19 protein-coding genes are annotated in these 21,762 nt (G+C 37.7%); 13 read left to right on the top strand and 6 right to left on the bottom strand.

All coding sequences use genetic code 11. The features are described 5' to 3' along the window. Positions 1–53 precede the first annotated feature (53 nt). Both MHH87_RS12950 and MHH87_RS12945 read left to right on the top strand, forming a co-directional pair. Positions 54–1,217 (top strand): PstS family phosphate ABC transporter substrate-binding protein, encoded by a 1,164-nt coding sequence (locus MHH87_RS12950; RefSeq protein ID WP_340749719.1) that lies wholly within the window; start codon positions 54–56, stop codon positions 1,215–1,217. 147 nt (positions 1,218–1,364) lie between these two features. Beyond that, on the top strand, positions 1,365–2,009 hold the full coding sequence (locus tag MHH87_RS12945) for a Yip1 family protein (protein ID WP_340749718.1): 645 nt from the start codon (positions 1,365–1,367) through the stop codon (positions 2,007–2,009). A gap of 354 nt (positions 2,010–2,363) precedes the next feature. Here MHH87_RS12945 and MHH87_RS12940 read toward each other — a convergent pair whose 3' ends face one another. Further along, on the bottom strand, positions 2,364–3,560 hold the full coding sequence (locus MHH87_RS12940) for an iron-containing alcohol dehydrogenase (protein WP_340749717.1): 1,197 nt from the start codon (positions 3,558–3,560) through the stop codon (positions 2,364–2,366). A gap of 301 nt (positions 3,561–3,861) precedes the next feature. Beyond that, positions 3,862–4,464: a 30S ribosomal protein S4 gene (gene rpsD / locus MHH87_RS12935; RefSeq protein WP_340749716.1), complete on the bottom strand. Its 603-nt coding sequence runs from the start codon at positions 4,462–4,464 to the stop codon at positions 3,862–3,864. Positions 4,465–5,055: 591 nt separating this feature from the next. Here rpsD and MHH87_RS12930 point away from each other — a divergent pair. Then, positions 5,056–6,975, top strand: coding sequence for a sensor domain-containing diguanylate cyclase (locus tag MHH87_RS12930; RefSeq protein ID WP_340749715.1), 1,920 nt, complete (start codon positions 5,056–5,058; stop codon positions 6,973–6,975). A 124-nt stretch (positions 6,976–7,099) separates the two neighbouring features. On the opposite strand, the gene MHH87_RS12925 is transcribed toward MHH87_RS12930, so the two are convergent. Together MHH87_RS12925 and hisJ are read right to left on the bottom strand one after the other, a co-directional pair. Next, entirely contained in the window at positions 7,100–7,579 is a 480-nt protein-coding gene (locus MHH87_RS12925; RefSeq protein WP_340749714.1) for a GAF domain-containing protein, read from the bottom strand. A 25-nt stretch (positions 7,580–7,604) separates the two neighbouring features. Beyond that, positions 7,605–8,396, bottom strand: coding sequence for a histidinol-phosphatase HisJ (gene hisJ, locus MHH87_RS12920; RefSeq protein WP_340749713.1), 792 nt, complete (start codon positions 8,394–8,396; stop codon positions 7,605–7,607). A 134-nt stretch (positions 8,397–8,530) separates the two neighbouring features. Here hisJ and ezrA point away from each other — a divergent pair, with 134 nt between their 5' ends. From ezrA to MHH87_RS12875, 9 genes are all read left to right on the top strand, one after another. Further along, positions 8,531–10,237: a septation ring formation regulator EzrA gene (gene ezrA / locus MHH87_RS12915; RefSeq protein WP_340749712.1), complete on the top strand. Its 1,707-nt coding sequence runs from the start codon at positions 8,531–8,533 to the stop codon at positions 10,235–10,237. 240 nt (positions 10,238–10,477) lie between these two features. Beyond that, positions 10,478–11,626, top strand: coding sequence for a cysteine desulfurase family protein (locus tag MHH87_RS12910; protein WP_340749711.1), 1,149 nt, complete (start codon positions 10,478–10,480; stop codon positions 11,624–11,626). Further along, positions 11,623–12,834, top strand: coding sequence for a tRNA uracil 4-sulfurtransferase ThiI (gene thiI, locus MHH87_RS12905; protein ID WP_340749710.1), 1,212 nt, complete (start codon positions 11,623–11,625; stop codon positions 12,832–12,834). Before MHH87_RS12910 ends, thiI begins: the two co-directional genes overlap by 4 nt. Positions 12,835–12,932: 98 nt before the next feature. Then, positions 12,933–13,139 (top strand): alpha/beta-type small acid-soluble spore protein, encoded by a 207-nt coding sequence (locus tag MHH87_RS12900; protein WP_340749709.1) that lies wholly within the window; start codon positions 12,933–12,935, stop codon positions 13,137–13,139. Between the two features lie 268 nt (positions 13,140–13,407). Further along, positions 13,408–14,994: an acyl-CoA synthetase MbcS gene (gene mbcS / locus MHH87_RS12895; protein WP_340749708.1), complete on the top strand. Its 1,587-nt coding sequence runs from the start codon at positions 13,408–13,410 to the stop codon at positions 14,992–14,994. A 121-nt stretch (positions 14,995–15,115) separates the two neighbouring features. After that, positions 15,116–16,126, top strand: a complete 1,011-nt coding sequence (sppA, locus tag MHH87_RS12890) for a signal peptide peptidase SppA (protein WP_340749707.1) — start codon at positions 15,116–15,118, stop codon at positions 16,124–16,126. A 12-nt stretch (positions 16,127–16,138) separates the two neighbouring features. Then, complete coding sequence (locus MHH87_RS12885; RefSeq protein WP_340749706.1) at positions 16,139–16,621, top strand: RDD family protein; 483 nt, start codon at positions 16,139–16,141, stop codon at positions 16,619–16,621. A gap of 318 nt (positions 16,622–16,939) precedes the next feature. Then, positions 16,940–17,446 (top strand): thiol peroxidase, encoded by a 507-nt coding sequence (gene tpx, locus MHH87_RS12880; protein WP_340749705.1) that lies wholly within the window; start codon positions 16,940–16,942, stop codon positions 17,444–17,446. Positions 17,447–17,542: 96 nt separating this feature from the next. Continuing rightward, positions 17,543–18,472, top strand: coding sequence for a class I SAM-dependent methyltransferase (locus MHH87_RS12875; RefSeq protein ID WP_340749704.1), 930 nt, complete (start codon positions 17,543–17,545; stop codon positions 18,470–18,472). Positions 18,473–18,615: 143 nt separating this feature from the next. Here MHH87_RS12875 and MHH87_RS12870 read toward each other — a convergent pair whose 3' ends face one another. Continuing rightward, a complete protein-coding gene (locus MHH87_RS12870; protein WP_340749703.1) occupies positions 18,616–19,062 on the bottom strand; it encodes a universal stress protein in 447 nt (148 codons plus the stop codon). Between the two features lie 402 nt (positions 19,063–19,464). Here MHH87_RS12870 and ald point away from each other — a divergent pair, with 402 nt between their 5' ends. Continuing rightward, a complete protein-coding gene (gene ald, locus MHH87_RS12865; protein WP_340749702.1) occupies positions 19,465–20,595 on the top strand; it encodes an alanine dehydrogenase in 1,131 nt (376 codons plus the stop codon). 124 nt (positions 20,596–20,719) lie between these two features. Here the strand turns inward: ald and MHH87_RS12860 are convergent, their stop codons facing one another. Beyond that, a complete protein-coding gene (locus MHH87_RS12860; protein WP_340749701.1) occupies positions 20,720–21,454 on the bottom strand; it encodes an SH3 domain-containing protein in 735 nt (244 codons plus the stop codon). Positions 21,455–21,762 lie beyond the last annotated feature (308 nt).

The raw sequence follows: 21,762 nt of genomic DNA, 5'->3' as shown, positions 1-21,762 counted from the left end.
AAAAGGAATTCTTGAGAGCGGCATCGAAGTAGCATTTAAGGGGGAGATTTGGAATGGAAGGTAATTCTATTATTGTACCGATTTTTGCATCAATTTTTATGCTTATCGGAGTGGTATTCTTTACGGGTTTCGTTTTATTAATGACATTACTTAACGGAAATATTCATTATACGACACTCATTTTGACAGTGGCGGTTAGTTTGTATGTAGCATATGTATTACATATGTTTCGATTTTTTAAAACAAAGAAACGAGTGCGCATTTTCTGGTCTATTGCAGGCATTGCGCTTGCAGGAAGTTTAGTGCAGCCAATTTATTATACATATGTAGATCGTATACCAACTGTTGATGCGGAAGTAAACGTCTATGAATATGAACCATTTACGGACAGTCATAAAGTTGCGACATTAGATCATGAGGCGTCATTACAACTAATTGATAATCTCCCTAAAATAGACGGGGCAACGGCAATGTATCCATTGTATTCCGCATTTGTACAAGCGACTTATCCAGAAAAAAGCTATCATCCTTATCAAAGTGAGGTCATGGTGAATACCACACCCGATGCGTATAATAACTTAATTAGTGGTAGGGTGGATGTTATATTTACTGCGGGTCCTTCTGAAGCGCAAAGAGAAAGAGCAAAAAAGCTAGGCCTTGAGTTCAAGCTAACGCCGATTGGTCGCGAAGCATTTGTGTTTTTCGTGAATCAAAAAAACGACATTGATGGCTTAACGCTTCAGCAAATTAAAGACATTTATTCGGGTAAAGTAACGAATTGGTCTGAAGTAGGAGGCGGCGATGATTCGATTCGTGCGTTCCAACGTCCCGAAGATAGTGGGTCGCAAACGGCACTGCAATCATTAATGGGCGATACACCGATTATGGAAGCGCCAACAGAAGACGTGGCAACAGGTATGGGCGGTATTATAAACGAAGTATCCCAATATAAAAATTATAAAAATGCAATTGGTTATACGTTTCGATTTTATTCCACGGAAATGGTTGGAGACAATCGGATAAAATTATTAGAAATTAGTGGTGTCTCACCGACTAAGGAAACGATTCGTTCGGGGACATACCCGATTGCATCTGATTTTTATGCAGTGACGACAAATACAGGTAACCCGAATGTAGAGAAGTTTATTGATTGGGTATTATCGGATGAAGGTCAGCGGTTAGTTGAACAAGCGGGGTATGTGCCGGTAATGGAGTAATTGGCTAAATTCAGAGAGTGCGTGCTTGATTGTTGAGGTTTTATGTGTAGATAGTAGTAGAAATACGTGGATTACGGAGCATAGTTTTGAACCGTCCGTAAGTTATTAGTATAATAGTATTTATATATAACTTTAGGAGGACGTATTTTGACGCAAAATCAGCAAGTAGAACCATTTGTAGATGACCGACAACCCATTTTATCTATAGCACTAAAGCCACGTGAAACGATTCGTTACGTATTGCAGCATAAAGGGCTGCGGTATTTTGTATTTGTCGGCATCATCGGAGCGTTTAGTAGTAACTTAGCGAGCTTTATTGGAACGAAATATAATGCAGCCATTACATTAGGGGATATCGTCTATTCTTCGTTTATTAGTGGCGTTTTGTTATTTATTTTAACGACAGTAATCATTTCTGCACTTCTTCATACGCTAGGGAAGACTCTAGGTGGAAGGGGTAAATTTAAAGAGATGTTCCGTGCAATGTGTGTGACAGTCATTCCGTATATTTGGATTTTACCGGTACTACTATTTTGGATGCAGCTTTCACCACAATCGTATTTTAGTATGGCGAGTGCAGATCAAATACTAGGGGATGTACTAATGAAGTTCGTTGGCTCAGGACTTGTCATGATCATGGGCATTTGGACATTTGTTATCACCCTCATTGGAATATCAGAAGTACATAAATTTTCAAAGTGGAAAGCATTTTTTGCATTTATAATAGCTGTCATTATCTTAGCTATTATTTTATTCGCGTTAAGTACTGCTGCAGGGGTACAACTCTATTAGTGAACACAAAAATAAACGAATTAAGGATACAACTTACCTGTAAATAAGTGTAAGTGGCGCTTAATTTAGAATAAGTTGTATATCGATTTCGCCAAATGAGACAAATCACGTTTGAAAATATATTTCTCAAAAAATAGAGCGAGGATGTTCTATCGTATTTGGTGAAAGATATTATTTTATAACTACTTGAAAAACTGCAACGAAATTTAATATTGCCAAACAAATAAAAAACAGCCAGCAGTGGATTACTATTCCACAAACTGGCTGTTTTGTATGTAGTTAAGAAAGGATAACTTTCTTAACTACATAATAAAGGACATCATCTCGATTTTTAGGCGATATGTGTCTTTCTAATTAATTTGTTACGGCCTCTAGTTGTTTGGCTACAACAGGACCCATTGAATTTGTAATAATTTGTTTTACTTCTTCAAGATTAGCTTTACGTGGGTTTGACACTGCGCAAACGTCTAGCATAGCGTTTTTCGCTAATGTTTCGATATCCTCTTCTTTTGCACCCATTTCGCGGAAACCAGATGGAATATTTAAGTCTTTCGATAGTCGTTTGATTGATGAAATCGCTTTTTCAGCCGCTTCACGTGCACTTAAGCCAACGACATTTTCACCTAATAGCTCAGCGATTTTCGCGAAACGCTCTGTCCGGCTTGATAAATTGAAGCTACATACATGTGGTAATAAAATTGCATTACATACACCGTGTGGTAAATTGTAGAAACCACCAAATTGGTGTGCAATCGCATGAACATAGCCAAGAGAAGCATTATTAAATGCCATACCTGCTAAAAATTGCGCATATACCATTTGCTCGCGTGCTTCTAAATCTCCGCCATTCGCATAAGCACGTGGTAAATACTTAGGAATAAGCTGTAACACTTTTTCTGCACAAGCATCTGTAATTGGTGTAGCACCTGTTGATACATAAGCTTCGATTGCGTGTGTTAACGCATCTAAACCAGTAGCTGCTGTTAAAGCAGGTGGTAAACCGAGCATTAACTCAGGATCGTTAATCGAAACGCGTGGTGTCACATGCTTATCAACAATTGCCATTTTTACTTTACGACTTAAATCTGTAATTATTGTAAAGCGAGTCATTTCGCTCGCTGTACCCGCAGTTGTATTAATTGCGATTAGTGGAACAAGAGGGTTGATTGACTTATCTACGCCTTCATAGTCATGAATGCGTCCGCCGTTTGAAGCGATAAGTCCAATTCCTTTTGCTGCATCATGAGAACTACCGCCACCAAGCGATACAATCCCATCACAGCCTTCAGCTTCATAAACTTGAGCGCCTTCTTCTACATTTTTATCTGTAGGATTAGGCTCTGCTTTAGGGAAAATGGCTACTTCAATTCCAGCTTCACGAATAATTGTTGCGATGTTTTCGGAAAGTCCTAATTGATGTAATCCTTCATCTGTTACGATTAACGCTTTTTTCACTTGAAAGTCTTGTAAACGTGTACCGACTTCTTGAATTGCCCCTGCTCCAAATAAATTGATAGATGGCATTGCGAATTGCGTAAGAACATTTGACATTTATCCAACCCCTTTTGTTTAATCGAGAAGTGCGACCTCTCGATTAATATATTAAACGGTTAGTAATATAAAAATCAACCAATAAATTAACTTTTTTGACATAATATTACTAATTTGTTTTTCTGGAAAAGAGAATATGGCATATATTTATTAGATGTTTGCAGGTTTGTAAGCTAAATTCAAAAAATAGAAGTAGTGGAATAGTTTTTTGGAAGAGTGATTTTGCTGGAAAATATTTTTGAGGAAATAAAAAACTTGCCCCACAAAAGTGTGGAACAAGTTTTGAGAAAGAATCTTTAGATTAACGAGAGTAGAACTCTACGATTAATTGTTCGCTGATTTCAGCAGATAATTCAGAGCGTTCTGGTAGACGTACGAATGTACCTACTTTGTTGTCTGCATCAAATGAAAGGTATTCTGGTACGAAGTTGTTTACTTCGATAGCTTCACCTACAACAGTAAGGTTTTGAGATTTTTCACGAAGAGAAATCGTTTGACCTGGTTTAACGCTGTAAGATGGGATATCAAGGCGTTTACCATCAACTAATACGTGACCGTGGTTAACTAATTGACGAGCTGCACGACGAGTACGAGCTAATCCTAAACGGTAAACTAAGTTATCAAGGCGAGTTTCAAGAAGGATCATGAAGTTTTCACCATGTACACCTTGTAATTTACCAGCTTTGTTGTAAAGGTTTTTGAATTGACGTTCAGTCATACCATAAGTGTGGCGAAGTTTTTGCTTCTCTTGTAATTGTAAACCATACTCTGATAATTTTTTACGTTGGTTCGGGCCGTGTTGACCTGGTGCGTAAGGGCGTTTTTCGATTTCTTTACCTGTACCGCTTAGAGAGATTCCAAGACGACGAGATATTTTCCAAGATGGACCTGTATAACGAGACATAATTGTGTCTCCTCCTTTGAGTTTGGTTTTTGTTGTAAAAGAAAAAACCAGTTGTACCCAACAATAACGGTATTTTATTTTCATGTATCTTCGCCCATGCAGCCGTAGGGTTACACAATACACCATTCGCTTATTTAAGGAAGGAATAAAATACAAACGATAAAGTCATACAACTACTGCATTCATTTTACACAACCCCCATTGTAACTTTTTTTAAAACTACAGTCAAGGAAGAAACGATAAAAGTTATGATATTAAGAATGGATATGAGGTTAATTGCTAAATATTGAGGCACTGTGAACACTACTGTTGGTTATTAGCTATAAAAACCTTTCTAAAGGTCAATTCGATGTTGATCCTGGTAGTAAGGTGCTGGTGTAGAAAGTCTTCGCCACTAATCTTTATTTTTATAAAAACAACCATGTTTTTTACGTAGCCACTACTCAAAATAAAGAAGATTTAGGTCTACTAGTTAGGTTGACATATTTGTTTAATAGTTTTTGAGCAGAAATCTATTTTTAGAAAAAATAGCCATAAATTAATAGTCAAATAGGCATAATATGTGTATACTTGGATATAAGTTAATAGTAATTGATTCGGATTCGTGAAGTTGAAAGAAAAGGTGATTTAATGATAGAGCATCAGCAGACGATAATAAATATCAAATCGGACGTATTGAGCCTTTGTGTTAGTTCGGCTGAAGAACTAAATAGCTTTAGCGAATACTTTTCGTTGTTTAAACAATGCCTAAATCAACATTTTGATATTGAAGAATGTTGCTTTTTGTCCTATGAAGGGGATACTTTAAAGCCTATAAATAAAGAGAATGCAACTAATTACCACTTCAATGGAATTCCTTGGGCTTTATTTGAATCTTATTTTTATCAACAAAAAGTAGTTGCCGTTCCTTATTTCTTAAGTGAAAAGCAAGAATTTCAGCATTTAACGCATATGATGCTATTGCAAGTAGGTCAAAAGAACCCTAGAGGAATAATTCTTTTCAGTTCTACTCCAAAGTGGCAGGAATTTTCGGGTTCTGAATTCACCGAAGATTTAGTTAATTTGATTGCGCAAATTTTTCATTATTTTCTTGAAAGTATTGAAGTCCGTCAAAATGAACTTCAATATCGAAAACTATATAATATGACAGATTTATTCCATTCAACGATGGATATTGATTTGATTTTAGAAAATGTACTCATTACGATACAGGAGAATTTCCCGGATTTTGAGGTAGACCTCATTTTATCGAATGACCAGGATCGTCAAACGCGTGTTCGAATTAAGCTGTTTGATTATTTATCGGAACGTCCATCCACAATTGAGGCATTTGTATCTGGTGAAATTACGACGGAGCACGCAACGGATTTGAATTGCCGGTTATTAAACGCGCCGATTAAAGGGCGTCAAGCCATATATGGTATCTTGCAAGTAAGTGCGCCTCCTGCTTATGTATTTTCGACGACACAAAAAGATTTTATTCGTATGCTTGCCCACGCTTCGGGTAATGCATTAGAAAATGCGAAATTATATCATCAGTCCCATCGATTAATTAGTGACTTACAATTAATTAATGAAACGTCACATCGTTTAAATATGAACCTTGATATTAATGAAATGCTGTTGTATTTGCAAAAGCAACTTATGAAGTCTTTCCAACCGATGGAGCTTTGCTTTGTATTCAAAGCGGGTCAGCACTATGAGTTGACTGAGGCGAGTACGAAACTATTTACAACACAAGAAGGTCAATTGTATATTGATCATGTGAAAAAACATTTTGAAAATACCCAAGACTCGCTCTTTATTGCGGACTTCAGTCGTTTAATTTCTGAAGAAGTGGAATATAAATCAATTATGGCAATACCTATGCTAGTAGAAGAACATATTAACGGTTTTAGTATTGTATTGCATCCTGATCCGTATTTTTTCTCGTTTGATAGCTTTAAATTAATGCAGTCATTAATTCATCACTCATCGTTAGCAATTTCGAACTCTATATTACGTGATCAACTGCAGGAGATGGTAGACCGAGATCATTTAACGAAGTTGTATGCGCGTAGCTACTCTGATTGCTATGTAGAAAGTTCTCTGCAAAATGATGATTCCGGCATGTTCCTATTAATCGATATCGACAACTTCAAACGAGTAAACGATACATATGGACATCAAGTTGGGGATGAAGTGTTAATACAAATTGGTGCGCAGTTACGCAAAACAATTGGTACGCGCGGAATTTGTGCACGTTGGGGCGGCGAGGAACTAGCAGTCTATATTCCCAATATTTTAGAGGATGAGGCATTAAAAATTGCGCAGCAAATTGTGAAGGTAATTCCAGAAGCGACGAACCCTTCTGTAACGATTTCAGCAGGCTTAATTACTTGGAACAAAAAAGATCGACCTGAGTTCCAAAATGTTTTCTTGCATGCAGATACAGCATTATATAATGCAAAACATAATGGTAAAAATCAAGTTTGCGTCTTTAATGATACGATGCAAATTCACTCATCTTAAAAGGCTTACAGCGTCTGAGCGCTGTAAGCCTTTTTGAGTGGATAAGAAAGTAAAACTTACTAAACCACCATCATAAAGGACATCAACTATCCTTCGTTGTTGGGCGAGATATGTCTTACTAATATTAAATATGTTTCATTAGTGTTGTAACGAATAGCTCGAGACCTCTACGATCTTCTTCTGAAAAGCGATTTTTATTCGGACTATCAATATCAAGTACACCAATAACGACCTCGTTTTTCACTAGAGGGATAACGATTTCTGAACTTGAAGCAGCATCGCAAGCAATGTGACCTGGGAATGTATGTACATCTGCTATGACAAGTGTTTCTTTGTCACGGGCTGCAGTTCCGCATACACCGCGTCCTACTGGAATACGGAAACAAGCAGGTAAGCCTTGAAATGGTCCAAGCACAAGCTCGCCGTCCTTCATTAAATAAAATCCAACCCAGTTAATCTCGTTTAAAAATTGGTTTAGTAAGGCAGAAGCATTGCTTAAGTTTGCAATTGCATCTGTTTCGCCTTCTAATAATACATCCAGCTGTTTTGATACCGTTTCGTACTGAGCGAAAATAGGGCCATCATAATTAATTTTTAAAAACATAAGAAACCTCCGTAATATTTCGATGTTATGGGAAAATAATACTATAGTGTTGGTGTAAATCTTGTGCTGTGTGCGCATCAGAACCGAAAACGAGTGGAAGCTCGATTGATTTCGCAAAATCAATAAATGGGAAAGGTGGATAAGGTTCCTTGCATAAAGGTTTACTTAGTCCAGCACTGTTCACATCAAGCTCATAGCCGGCTACCTTCATATAACGAAGCAACTGCTTAATTTGCGCAGCATCATCAATCTGTTCCTGATGAGCAAGCTGGAATTTATGTATAAGTGTTGGATGACCGATACGCTTCGGCTTGTATGAGCCTAAGTCAGCATCAATGGATTTACGAACTGTTTTATAGTATAAGTCGTACATTGACCTAATACTACCAATTTGCTTGGCAAAGTTTAAATAAACTTCTTCTGAAAAATCAATGCAGCAATAGGCATCGTCATGTTTCAAAAAATGAACAGATAAAATAGCATCATCTAGAAAAGGACCTACCTCATTTAAAAAATGACGTGTTTCTAATTCAAAACCACTAATATAATCCACTTCAAGACCTATATGAATAGTGATTTTATCTTGATATAATTCTTTTAATGTACGAAGCTCCTGTAAATAGGGTTGAAGTAGCGCTGCTTTCATGCCACTATCTTGGTCAGGTGTAGGATCGATAAATCCTGCAGGTAATGGTGCATGCTCGGTAAATGAAATACTTGCAAAGTTTTGCTCAATTGCTTTTTCAATATATTGTTCGAAGCTGTCTGTTGAGCCATGAGGACAAAAAGGTGTGTGAATATGACCGTCTTTTTTCAAAAAAAATTCCTCCTAGTTATTTAGAGTGCATGTTAGATTTAAAAAACCATGAAATATATAAAACAAAAGTTGAAAATATGGTATATTATAGTTACAAATAGCCAATTCATAGATTGTGGAATAGGGGGCTTACAATGGTAAAGTATATCATCATTGTTGTCGTCGTACTATTAGCATTATTAATTGCCGGTCTAATAGTAAGACGCAAGCATAATGTTGAAATAGGACGATTAGAAAAAGAAAAAATGCAAATTCAGCATTATCCTATATTTGAAGAACTAGCGAAAGTGAAAGCTTTAAATATGAATGGGCAAACTGAAGAGTTATTTGAAAACTGGCGTAATCGTTGGCTAGAGGTCGTTGATATTCATGTGATTAAAATCGATTCAATGTTATTTGATGCAGAAGAATACATAGATCGCTTTAAATTCAAAAAAGCAACGCACATTGAACGAGAAATTGATCAGTATATTACGAAATGTGAGCAAAGTCGTGTTGAAATTTTAGCAGAGCTTGAAGAACTAATTGGTAGCGAGGAAAAAAATCGCATCGAAGTTGAGCAGCTAAAAGAGTATTACCGTTCAGCACGTAAAACGATTTTAGCACATCAGCATTCATTCGGACCTGCCCTATCACAGCTTGAAAAGAAACTTGAGCAGTTCCCACCTAAATTTGAAGAGTTTGATACGCTTACAGCAGAAGGTAACTACTTACAGGCACGTGAAATTGTGCTCTCGCTCAATGTTGAGGCGCAGCATATTTTCAGCCTACTAAGTGAAGTGCCAACGCTGTTAACGGACATTCAAGCAAAAATTCCAACAGCGATTCATGAACTTCGTAACGGTCAACGTGAAATGGAGGAGCAATCCTACTATTTACGTCATCTCGAATTAACGGAGTACTTAAATCAATTAGAAAACGAGTTAGAAGCTTTAAAAGAAGCCATTGCCAACTTAAACATTCAAACAGTAGCCCCTCGTATACAAGAAATAAATGATGAAATCGATAATTTATACGATTTACTTGAAAAAGAGGTTATGGCTAAAAAATATGTAGATCGAAACTGTAATTCAATGTTTTATACGATTTCAGACGTTGTGCGCCTCACTAAGGAAATAAGCGGTGAAGCAACTTATGTGCAGCATAGCTATCGTTTACCAGAAGAGGAAGCAGAAATCCCGAAAGCGGGCTTGAAGCAACTTGAAGTATTACAAAAACGCTACGAGTTGTTATCAACACGTGTACAGGAAGAACAATCAGCATATTCTAGTTTGCAAGAAGAACTTAAAGAAATTACAGAAGAAGTTGAGCGTATTGGTGAGGAGCAGGAGCGTTTCTCAAATAGCTTGAAAAATTTACGAATAGACGAAAATAAAGCTCGTGCTGAATTAGAGACGTTAAAGCGTTTGTTACAAAATACAGACCGACTACTAAGCAAGGCTAATATTCCTGGTATTCCTGAAGAAATGGACGCGCGCTTAGAAGAAGCAGAGGAGCGAATTTTCGTTGTTTTACAAAGTTTACAAGAGGTACCACTCAATATGGGACTTGTAAATGCAAATTTATTAAGTGCCAAGAGGTGTATTGAAGAAGTTAATGAGCGCGGAGAAGAAATGATTGAAAATGTCATGCTTATTGAACGCCTCATTCAGTATGGCAATCGTTACCGTGCGTCTAATCCACAAGTACATAATCGTCTATTGGATGCTGAGGAAGCATTTCATCAGTTCCGCTATGTAAAAGCGCTAGAGGATGCAGCAAAGGCTGTAGAATCAGTGGACCCGGCTGCTATTAAACGTATCGAGGAGCTTGTACAGGAGCAACTACTTGTAAAATCATAAGCATAACGGTTACATCTAAACGATAGAAGCGTTATAATAAAACAACAAAAGTGAAGGCCACCATGCATATTTTGTGCAGGTGGTTTTCTTGGTGGATAAGGGAAGTATTCATTTCTAACGTAATCCACAGAAGTAAAGACATCTTCGCGCCCGTTTTGAGGCGAGATATGTTTTTCTAATGGAACTAATTAAGGATAGCAAAATGCTACCATAACAGATAAAAAAAGAAGGTTGGATCAGATGATTTACTTAGATAATAGTGCGACAACAAAACCTCATAAAGATGTACTAACTACATTTATTCAAGTAAACGAGATGTATTATGCAAACCCATCATCCATTCACCAAGCTGGTGTTGAGGCAAATATATTACTAACACGTGCACGTACACAAATCGCGGATATTTTGCATACAGAGGCAAAGGATGTTATTTTCACTGCAGGTGGAACAGAATCAAATAATTTTGCCATTTTTGGTATCGCAAAAGTGAACACACATAAAGGTAAACATGTACTAACGACGGAAATTGAACATCCATCTGTATTAGAGTCCGTAAAGCGGCTTGCAGAGGAAGGCTATGAGGTCGAGTATTTAACTGTGGATGAAGCGGGTATTATTTCATTAGAGGAGCTTCGTTCAAAGGTTCGTAAAGATACAATTTTAGTAAGCATTATGCATGTGAATAATGAAATGGGTGCCATTCAACCAATCGCAGAAGCGGGTGCAATTATTCATCAACAAAGTCGGGCTGCCTTCCATGTTGATGCTGTACAAAGCTTCGGGAAGTTACCAGTTCGGTTTACTGGTGAAGCTGGTCCAGATATTATTTCGATTTCTGGTCATAAAATTCATGCGCTAAAAGGTTCCGGTGTTATTGCCTTCCGTAAGCATACAAAAATCGCTTCTCATCTAGTTGGTGGTGGTCAAGAATTTGGTTTACGCAGTGGTACAGTAGCGGTCCCGCAAGCTGTAGCCTTAGCGAAGGCTGCTCGTCTAGCAGTGCAAATTATGCCAGCAGCCATTCAAAACTATAAAAAATGGTCAGCAGAACTGTACGCGTTTTTAGAACAGTTTGGGACAGACATTCACGTATTGTCAACAGAAAAGAGCGCACCGCATATTCTCTCATTCAGTGTGCGTGGCTTAAAAGGCGAAATTTTAATTAATGCTTTACAAAAACGTGATATTATTGTGTCTACTTCAAGTGCTTGTTCTTCAAAGCAAACGAAAACAAGTCATGTTGTGGAAGCATTAAATCTGGATAATGCCTTTAAAAAAGGTGTACTTCGCATGAGCTTTGGTGCGTATACAACGGATGAGGACATCGCCGCATTCAAAAAAGCATTCACTACAGTCATGAAAGAGCTAAAAGGAGAATTAATAGGATGATTTTTAAAGAAATTTTAATACGTTACGGAGAACTATCAACAAAGGGACGCAATAAAAAAGATTTTATTAACCGACTTCGTGAAAATGTACGTTATTCATTTAATGATATTGCCCCGATAAAAATCCGTGCTGAGCGCGATCGGATGTTCATTACGATTGAAAATGAAGAAAAGTTTGCAGTACTAATGAACCGTTTACCAGAAGTATTTGGCATTCAATCATTTAGTCCAGTGGCTTCTTGTTCAAAAGATTTAGACGACATGAAAGCATTAGCAATAAAAATTATGGAACAGTACCGTGATCAAGGGGAGCTAACATTTAAAGTGGAAGTGCGCCGAACAGATAAAACATTCCCACTGGATTCACATGAATTACAACGTGCAATGGGTGGCGCAGTATTACCACAATTCCAAAATCTCTCAGTACAAGTACGTAAACCAGATGTAACACTACGTATTGAAGTGCGTGAAGATGCGGTTTACATGATGGCACAGGTTGTACAAGGTGCTGGTGGTATGCCAGTTGGTTCAAACGGTAAATCGTTATTAATGTTGTCTGGTGGGATTGATAGCCCAGTAGCAGGTTATTTAATGATGAAGCGTGGTGTTCGTTTAGACGCGATTCACTTCTTTAGCCCTCCATATACAAGTGATAATGCTTTACAAAAAGTAAAAGATTTAGCGAATGAATTAACAAAATTCGGAGCGAACATCCGTTTACACATCATACCATTTACAGAATTACAAGTAGCAGTTAAAGAAAACGTACCGGAAAATATGACGATGACTTCAACACGACGAATGATGATGAAGGTAGCAGATAAAGTGCGTGAGGAAATTGGTGCACTAGGTATTGTTACAGGTGAAAGCTTAGGGCAAGTTGCATCACAAACATTAGAAAGCCTAACCGCAATTAATGACGTGTCGAGCACGCCAATTTTACGTCCCTTAATTGCAGCAGATAAACTAGATATTATTAAAATTGCCGAACAGATAGGGACATATGAAACATCCATTCAGCCTTATGAAGACTGTTGTACCATCTTTACCCCTGCAAGTCCAAAAACAAAACCAAAATTAGAAAAAGTACAACGTTACGAAAGCTTTACGGAGTTTGATGAATTAATCGAACGTGCTGTACGAAACCGCGAAGTCCATATTCTTCCACAAAAAGAAGCGACTGTCGATAAATTTACAGATTTACTTTAATAGTAATTTCTCACTAACACATGAACAAATTACCTCTCATCTTTAATGTATTATATTTTCTCTATGGTGCATTCTAATTGCACAAGGAGGTGAGAGACATGACTTCAAACAACCGCAGTTCAAACAAGTTATATGTACCTGGTGCACAACAAGCACTTGATCAAATGAAATACGAAATCGCACAAGAGTTTGGCGTGCAACTTGGAGGAGAAGCTTCTTCTCGTGCAAACGGTTCAGTTGGTGGCGAGATTACAAAACGTCTTGTACAAATGGCTGAACAACAATTAAAAGGATCTTCTAACTAATAACAAAATAATAAAGCCAAATAACGGCTTATGCGAAAGATAGTAATACTATCAACGCATAAAAGGATTGCGACATGTCCAATTGTCGCAGTCCTTTTTATTTTGTTGTAAGGAAATCGAAACTATGCGTTATTTTTTTGATAAATGTCAGCTTCTTTTAATGACAAAAGTCATAACTTTAAATAATACAGTAGATTATTTTGAAAAGCTGTTTTTTTAACCTTATAATAGGAGTAGGTCATGAAAATATTCCGAGGAGGATTATAAGATGAATCGTGAAGACTTAATAGCACCAGAACTGTATAATTTAGTAGATGAATTCGAAAAACATACCAATAATGAAAATAAAAAAGCATTAATTATTCAGCATGAGAATGGTGAAACAGAGCATTATACATATGCGGAATTATTGAAAAAAGCGAATCAAGTTGCAAATGTATTTAAAAAGAATGGCTTAACAAAAGGTGACGTAATTCTCGTGATGGTTCCGCGTTCAGTAGAAGCCTATGTTACTTATATCGGTGCATTAAAAGCAGGACTCGTTATTATTCCGAGTTCAGAATTACTACGTGCAAAAGATATTGATTATCGAATTGTACACGCTGAAGCAAAGGCCGTTGTTGCTTTTGAAAACTATATTGAAGAATTCGATTATGTCGAGCATTTAGATGGTCTAAAGCTTTTTGTAACAGGCCAAGCGAAGGAAAACTGGATTTCGCTTATGGAATTGGCACAAACTGAAGAAACAAGATTCGAGCCAATTGGGACCACTTCATCAGATATAGCATTTCTTGCGTATACAAGTGGTACAACAGGTAATCCCAAAGGTGCGGTGCATACACATGGCTGGGCATATGCACATTTACGTACGACAGCAACTAGTTGGCTTGGCGTAAGCGCTGGTGATATCGTGTGGGCAACAGCTGCACCAGGATGGCAAAAGTGGATTTGGAGTCCGTTTTTAGCAGTATTAGGTAGTGGTGCAACGGCATTCGTATATAAAGGAAAATTCGAAGCTCCTACATATTTGGGATTGCTTCAAGAGCATCAAATTAATGTACTATGCTGTACGCCAACGGAATATCGTATTATGGCTAAGGTAGATAATTTAAGTAGCTATAATTTAGAAAATTTAAAAAGTGCAGTGTCTGCTGGGGAGCCTTTAAACCGCGAAGTAATTGAAATATTTTTACGTGAATTTAATTTACAAGTTCGAGACGGTTACGGCCAGACGGAAAATACATTACTCGTGGGTACTTTAGTTGGCATGGAGGCACGACCAGGTTCGATGGGGAAACCAACGCCAGGAAATATTGTTGATCTAGTAGATGATTTAGGTGAGCCAGTGGGTGTGGGTGAAATCGGTGATATTGCCGTACATCGCTCAACGCCAGCATTATTTAAACGCTACTATAAAGATCCTGAGCGTACAGCAATGCAGTTTCGTGGTGACTGGTATATGACCGGAGATCGGGCACGCAAAGATGCAGAGGGCTACTTCTGGTTTGAAGGACGCGGAGACGACATTATCGTTTCTTCAGGTTACACAATTGGGCCATTTGAAGTTGAGGACGCGCTTGTTAAACACCCCTTTGTCAGTGAATGTGCGGTTGTCGCAAGTCCTGATGAAATTCGTGGTAGTATTGTAAAAGCATTTGTTGTATTACTTAATCCAACATTAAAAAATAGCCCGACCATTATTCAAGAATTACAAGATCACGTAAAGAAATTAACAGCACCGTATAAATATCCGCGTGCAATCGAATTTTTAGACGAGCTACCGAAAACAATTTCCGGTAAAATTCGACGTGTGGAATTACGTGTAAATGAAGAAAATAAACTCTTAAATAGTTAATATTTCCCGGGTAATAGGTGAAGAAGTAGTATTTTGTCTGCTTCCTCATCTCTTTTTTAAAGAATACACTGAAGCTTTTTGTAGTATAGAGTCGTATATAGTAAATAAAGGAGGATAATCAATGAATTCGAAACGATGGGCAGCATTAGGCATTGCAGCAGTACTACTGTTTTTCTCATTAGGGCTTAATGCAATTATTGCAGTTTTCAAAACAGATTTCTTTACGAGCTTTGAAAGCCTTATGGATATGGACGCGATGACATACGAAGAGATAGTAGAAGAAGGGGATTTTGATAATCGAATTGCGCATTTAACAGTAAATGGTGTAATTCAGGATGTCGGCCCAACAGCGCTATGGGAAAGTGTAGAATATGATCATCAGTATTTCCTTGAACAACTGGAATCCATTTTAAACGATGAATCAGTAAAAGGGATTGTGCTATCAGTGAACTCTCCAGGTGGCGGTGTATTAGAGTCAGCAGAGATTCATAGTAAATTGGTACAAATTAAAGAGGAGCGCCAAATTCCAATCTATGTATCTATGGGTTCTATGGCAGCTTCAGGAGGATACTATATTGCAGCACCTGGAGATAAAATTTTTGCGCAGCGTGAAACAATTACCGGTTCAATTGGTGTAATTATGCAGTCTTATAACTACGAGAAGCTTGCAGAGAAAGTAGGTATTGAATTCGAAACGATTAAATCCGGCGCGCATAAAGATATGTTTAGTGGCGCGCGTGCAACTACAGATGAAGAATTAGCGATGGTTCAGGAAATGATTGATGAGCTTTATGAGGAATTTGTCGATGTAATTGAAGAAGGACGTGGCATGTCAGAAGCTACGATAAAAAAAGTAGCGGATGGCCGGATTTTAGGTGGTACACAAGCATTAAAGGCTGGCTTAGTGGATGAAATCGGTACTGAAAAAGATGTCATTGCTGCCATTCGAGCAGATTATGATCTTCAAGATGCTACGTTATTTGAATATGTAGCAGAGTCAGATAGCTGGGCTTCGTTACTTGGTATGAAGGTAGGGTCATTTTTTGCGCCTTCAGCTGAATCACAGTATATCTCGAAAATCATCTCTTCAACAAATTCACCACGTATGATGTATTTATACGGTGATCACTAAGGAGGATGCCTAATGACAGAAATAGTAGAGACATTTCTAGAAGTACCGCAGCCTAAGGAGCAGATTTTTTCGCATAAAACAGCAGGCTTCTGGATGCGATTATGGGCATTTGTGATGGATTCACTCATTGTTAGTGCAATAATTGGGATTACGATTAAGCCAATTTTCCATTTGATGGATTGGAGTTTGGCGGGAGATGAATGGTATGCGCCTATTGCCATTATCTCTGCAGCTATTTACTATGCCTATTTCGTTATTATGACAAAGTTCTGCAGGCAAACGCTCGGCAAGATGGTATTTGGGCTTCGTGTGCAAAAGGATAATGGGGAAGAGCTTGACTGGGTAACAGTGTTATTCCGTGAAGGCATTGGTCGTTTTATTAATAATGCTGTATTTTATTTACCGTACTTAATTGTCGGCTTTACGCCAAAAAATAAAAGTGTAGCTGATTACTTTGCCGATACAACCGTTGTGCATGAGAAAGTTTATGAATAGTAATAGGTTTAATTACTGCAACTTATGGTAAGATTAAACTTTAGACATTCCTATTAACGTTCAGTCGCCTAATCTAGGGCGGCTTTTCGTTTGTTTAGTGAAATTTTCCTTGTTTTAGCATTGGCGCTACACCGTTGTAACGATTGAGGACAATATGATGTTGGCCATTGTGGTTACAACAAAAACATCTGTCGCACGGATGCAATGTTATCGCCACTTGGATGTGGACGAGTACGAATACCTTATTTACTAAGGTAACTTAGTTGCATTGTTCGTTTTGTTTTTAGTAATATAAGGGAATAACAAGGAGGCGTTATTATGGTACAAACAACATTCAAAAATAATGCAGTAACATTAATCGGTAACGAAGTAAAAGTAGGCGACGTGGCACCGGATTTCACAGTGCTTGCAAATGATCTATCACCGGTTTCTTTAAAAGACTCAGAAGGTAAAATTCGTTTGTTTTCAGTAGTACCATCACTTGATACAGGTGTATGTGACGCACAAACACGTAAATTTAATGAGGTTGCTGCAGAGCTTGGCGACAACGTAATTATTTATACAGTATCAATGGATTTACCGTTCGCCCAAAAACGTTGGTGCGGAGCTGCAGGTATTGACGCTGTTCAAACGGTTTCAGATCACCGCGATGCTTCATTCGGGGAAGCTTACGGCGTACATATTCAACATTTACGCCTATTGACACGTGCTATTTTCGTAGTAGATACAGAAGGTAAAGTTGCTTATGTGGAATATGTTCCTGAAGCAACAGATCACCCAAATTACGAGGCAGCGATTGAAGCTGTAAAAGCACTGACTAAATAATTTCGTTTTTATACGTTTTATAGTAAAGTGTAAATAGACAAAAATGACACCCACTCAAATTTTTGAGTGGGTTGTTCGTTTGAAAGGGTGTTCTTTATGGATAAGTTTGAGCAAATTTTTGGATTTATTAACGACCAAGCAGAAAAGATTGCAACTGATGAAGAAATAGATTATTTAGAGGCGTTACTACAAACGCTAGAAGATACATTAGATGCCAAGTTCGAGTGGCAAGTTGAAGGTGCCACGAAGGAAGATATGCGTAAGGCAATTCAAATAGCGATTTTAAAAGGAATGCGAAAAAGCGCTCAGCCAAATCATCAAATGACACCAGATACACTTGGTTTACTAGTAGGATATTTTGTTGAACAGTTTTTTGAAAAAGAAATTGAAAATGGTTCGGTTTCTGTATTAGACCCTGCACTTGGAACAGGAAATTTACTATTAACCGTAATGAATGCAATGGACGGCAAGTTACATGCAACAGGTGTAGAGGTGGATGAACTATTAATTCGCTTAGCAGCTGCAACAGCAGATTTAGTAGAGCAGCCTATAACATTATTCCGTCAAGATTCACTAGAAAAACTATTGGTAGATCCAGTCGATGCTGTCATTTGTGATTTACCAGTTGGCTTCTATCCAAACGAGGAAGTTGCACTCGATTATGAACTTTGTGCGGCAGAGGGCATGAGCTATGCACATCATCTATTCATTGAGCAATCATTGAATCACACAAAAGAGGGTGGCTATGCATTTTTCTTAGTTCCTGGGAATTTATTTGAATCAGAGCAGGCGAAACAATTGCATAAATATTTAAAAGGTCATGCTTGGATCCAAGCAGTCATTCAGCTACCTGAAAATATGTTCTCTACTCGTGCGCATGAGAAGAGCATTTTAATTTTGCAAAAGCAAAGTGCACAGTTAAAAGCACCGCGTGAAGTGCTGCTAGCAAAAGTGCCAAATATGTCAAATAAGCAAGCACTTGCTATGTTCTTTGAAAAAGTACAAATGTGGAAAGAAAGCAAATAAAAAGAGAAAGTTCGCCTAGGCGAACTTTCTCTTTTTTTAATGGATAAGAAAGTATAACTTTCCCATTCGCATAAGTAAGGACATGAACTCGTCCTATTTTGGACGAGTTGTGTCTTTCTAAAGGGTTGTCAACTAAATGAAAATCACTCAGGCGTACGAATTACTAAAACGTCGCAACTTGCTGAACGAACGATTGCTTCTGATACAGAACCGATTAAGAAACGTTCAACTGCGTTTAAACCAGTTGCGCCACAAATAATTAGGTCCGCTTCCACAACTTTTGAAAGCTCTTTAGTGATGATGTTTTTTGGAGAACCATATTCAATTACTAAGTTTACAGTTGCTACGCCCGCTTCTTCAGCTTGCTTTTTATAGCCATTTAATAATTCTTCAGAATGTTGTTGAGCACGCTCTGCGATTGAACGATCGTATGCTTCGATAGCCGCGAAAGAGCGAGTATCGATAACGTTTACAAGGTTTAATGTTGCACCTACGTTACGATTTGCTACATCAATTGATTTACGGAATGCATATTCTGCTTCTTTAGAACCGTCTACTGCTACTACAATACTTTTATAGTGATTTGCCATTTTCATTTCCTCCTTATACTGTATCTGCTTACATTATATCAAAAGTTTGCCATATGGAAATACCCTACATAGAAAAAATGTAAATAATTCTCATGTATTGCTAATGTTTTACTAATATTCTGTTAGAAACGTAGAAATTTTGTATATAATGTGATGAATGTAGAAGCCATAAAGTTGACACCTTTAAATAAATAGTTATTGTTAGCCATATTTTAATAGAGATCAAGTGAGAAACAGACAAAAGAAGCTAGAAAATTCTAATAAATATATAATTTAATTAAAAAATGCCTAATTTTCTTGTTTAAGCACTTATATTCTAATGATAAACTTGGTAGAATGGATATGATTTACATCCGTAATTCAATAGTACAATTATTTTCACATCTGGGGAGGATGAATTTGATGAAGATTGGTGTTCCAAAAGAAATTAAAAATAATGAAAACCGTGTGGCAATGACGCCTGCTGGGGTTGTGACGTTGACAACTGCTGGGCATAAGGTAATTATCGAAACAGGTGCAGGTTTAGGTTCTTCGTTTACAGACGAAGATTATCAAGCAGCAGGTGCAAGCATTGTAGCAACAGCAGAAGAAGCTTGGACTGCTGACATGGTTATGAAGGTTAAAGAGCCGATTGCATGCGAATATAAATATTTTAGCGAAGGCTTAATCTTATTTACGTACTTACATTTAGCACCAGAGCCGGAATTGACACAAGCTTTACTAGAGAAGAAAGTTGTCGGCATTGCCTATGAAACTGTTCAATTGCCGAACCGCTCATTACCACTATTAACACCAATGAGTGAAGTAGCTGGGAAAATGGCTACGCAAATTGGAGCACAGTATTTAGAGAAAATGGAAGGCGGAAAAGGTATTTTACTTGGAGGCGTTTCAGGGGTGCAACGTGGGAAAGTAGCAGTAATTGGTGGCGGTATTGCTGGCACGAACGCTGCCAAAATTGCTGTCGGTATGGGTGCAGACGTAACGGTAATTGATTTAAGCCCAGAGCGTCTTCGTCAGCTAGAAGATATTTTTGGTCGTGATGTACAGACATTAATTTCAAATCCGTACAATATTGCACAAGCGGTAAAAGAAGCGGATTTAGTTGTCGGTTCTGTATTAATTCCTGGAGCTAAAGCACCGAAATTAGTAACAGAAGCAATGATTCAATCGATGTCTCCAGGCTCTGTTGTTGTCGATATCGCAATCGACCAAGGTGGGTGCTTTGAAACGTCTGAGCGGGTTACGACGCATGACAACCCAACATTCATTAAGCACGGGGTCGTTCATTATACAGTGGCGAATATGCCAGGTGCGGTACCACGTACATCAACAGTCGCACTAACGAATAATACGGTGCCATACGCGTTACAAATTGCCAATAAAGGCTATGTGAAAGCATGTGTAGACAATCCAGCATTAAAGCTCGGGTTAAATACATTAGCCGGCAAAATAGTATACAAAGCTGTTGCAGACGACCAAGGCTTACCATATGTACCAGTAGATGAAGCACTAACTGCTCTGTCACAAGTATAAAATATATTTTCAAGTGATTTCATTTCAGTGTTAAATTGAAATGAATATGTATATTGCAAACCATAAAAAAGCTGACGAGGTGCATGAGGCACTTTTGTCAGCTTTTTGTAATTTGAAACTATAGTTATTTGACTGAAACTAATTCAACATATGCGTTGCCGTTTTTATCTGCAATTTTAATTACGCCAATCCCTTTTGCTAAATAAACTTTTGTATCGTTCGGATATTTTAATACAATGACATTTTTAAACGTTCCAGCTTTAGTTGTTAACGTATGGGTTGTACTTTCCACGAATACTTTCGTGTACGCATCGTTCCCCTCAAACGAATAATCAATATCATAAATAGAGCTACCAGCTTTCATTGGATATGTGTACGAGAAGAAAAATACATCGGAGTTCGCAACACCCATTTCAAATAATTCTTCTGATTCTAAATAGGCATAGCCTTGTAAGTCTGCCTTCAACAGCTCCGTTACCCCGTATTGCTTTGATGCTTGATAAGTTGTTTTCTCCCCATTCTCTTCAAATGAGGGATCGTACGTATAGCTTTTACCGACAGTAGGTGATAAGCCGGACGTGATAATAGGAGACGTTTTTTCTTGTGGATTTTTTTTCTTAAGTGCAGTTGAATATACATAGCCTTTTAGTGGACCTGACTGAATGTATGACCACCCATTGGATGTAGAGAAAACGGTTACTTGTGAATCATTTTTCACCTTACCAATTTGTTTTGCATCCTTGTTAGGAGCGTCACGTAAAATAATATCGCCCTTTGCATGGACATAGTGTGTTGTCGCAGCAAAGACATGATCTTGCTCCCCTTGAAATGAAGGCCAAAATAAGAAAATGGAACACAACAATAAAATCCTTAGTAATTTTTTAACTGGAAATCCTCCTTTGTTGTTGTATTGGCAAAAAGGTAGCTCTTACAGTTGTACACAGGACGTTGTTTGAAAAATTAGGTTGAAGTTAGTTAATAACATCTTCCATCACTGTTTCCATATAGGTTAAAACTTCTTTAAAACGATCTTGCAAGCCTACAGTTACAAAAAAACTGGAATACTAGGATGCCAAAATTATTTAAAGAATACGGATATACACTCAAATAAACAGTCAAAAGAAGAATTTAGTAGAGAAATAGTATTTCTATAGTAGTAAAAAAAGG

This window comes from Solibacillus sp. FSL H8-0538, from assembly GCF_038003525.1.
Taxonomy (GTDB): Bacteria; Bacillota; Bacilli; order Bacillales_A; family Planococcaceae; genus JBBOPI01.
Note: the sequence above shows the minus strand (reverse complement) of the source record. Positions and strands in the feature narration are given on the sequence as shown.

What these genes read in the sequence shown, in the direction of transcription:
- MHH87_RS12940 (WP_340749717.1), bottom strand. Translation starts at nt 3,560, where the DNA reads ATGTCAAATGTTCTTACGCAATTCGCAATGCCATCTATCAATTTATTT.
- MHH87_RS12910 (WP_340749711.1), top strand. Translation starts at nt 10,478, where the DNA reads ATGATTTACTTAGATAATAGTGCGACAACAAAACCTCATAAAGATGTA.
- mbcS (WP_340749708.1), top strand. Translation starts at nt 13,408, where the DNA reads ATGAATCGTGAAGACTTAATAGCACCAGAACTGTATAATTTAGTAGAT.
- thiI (WP_340749710.1), top strand. Translation starts at nt 11,623, where the DNA reads ATGATTTTTAAAGAAATTTTAATACGTTACGGAGAACTATCAACAAAG.
- sppA (WP_340749707.1), top strand. Translation starts at nt 15,116, where the DNA reads ATGAATTCGAAACGATGGGCAGCATTAGGCATTGCAGCAGTACTACTG.
- tpx (WP_340749705.1), top strand. Translation starts at nt 16,940, where the DNA reads ATGGTACAAACAACATTCAAAAATAATGCAGTAACATTAATCGGTAAC.
- MHH87_RS12875 (WP_340749704.1), top strand. Translation starts at nt 17,543, where the DNA reads ATGGATAAGTTTGAGCAAATTTTTGGATTTATTAACGACCAAGCAGAA.
- MHH87_RS12925 (WP_340749714.1), bottom strand. Translation starts at nt 7,579, where the DNA reads ATGTTTTTAAAAATTAATTATGATGGCCCTATTTTCGCTCAGTACGAA.
- rpsD (WP_340749716.1), bottom strand. Translation starts at nt 4,464, where the DNA reads ATGTCTCGTTATACAGGTCCATCTTGGAAAATATCTCGTCGTCTTGGA.
- MHH87_RS12885 (WP_340749706.1), top strand. Translation starts at nt 16,139, where the DNA reads ATGACAGAAATAGTAGAGACATTTCTAGAAGTACCGCAGCCTAAGGAG.
- ald (WP_340749702.1), top strand. Translation starts at nt 19,465, where the DNA reads ATGAAGATTGGTGTTCCAAAAGAAATTAAAAATAATGAAAACCGTGTG.
- ezrA (WP_340749712.1), top strand. Translation starts at nt 8,531, where the DNA reads ATGGTAAAGTATATCATCATTGTTGTCGTCGTACTATTAGCATTATTA.
- MHH87_RS12900 (WP_340749709.1), top strand. Translation starts at nt 12,933, where the DNA reads ATGACTTCAAACAACCGCAGTTCAAACAAGTTATATGTACCTGGTGCA.
- MHH87_RS12870 (WP_340749703.1), bottom strand. Translation starts at nt 19,062, where the DNA reads ATGGCAAATCACTATAAAAGTATTGTAGTAGCAGTAGACGGTTCTAAA.
- MHH87_RS12950 (WP_340749719.1), top strand. Translation starts at nt 54, where the DNA reads ATGGAAGGTAATTCTATTATTGTACCGATTTTTGCATCAATTTTTATG.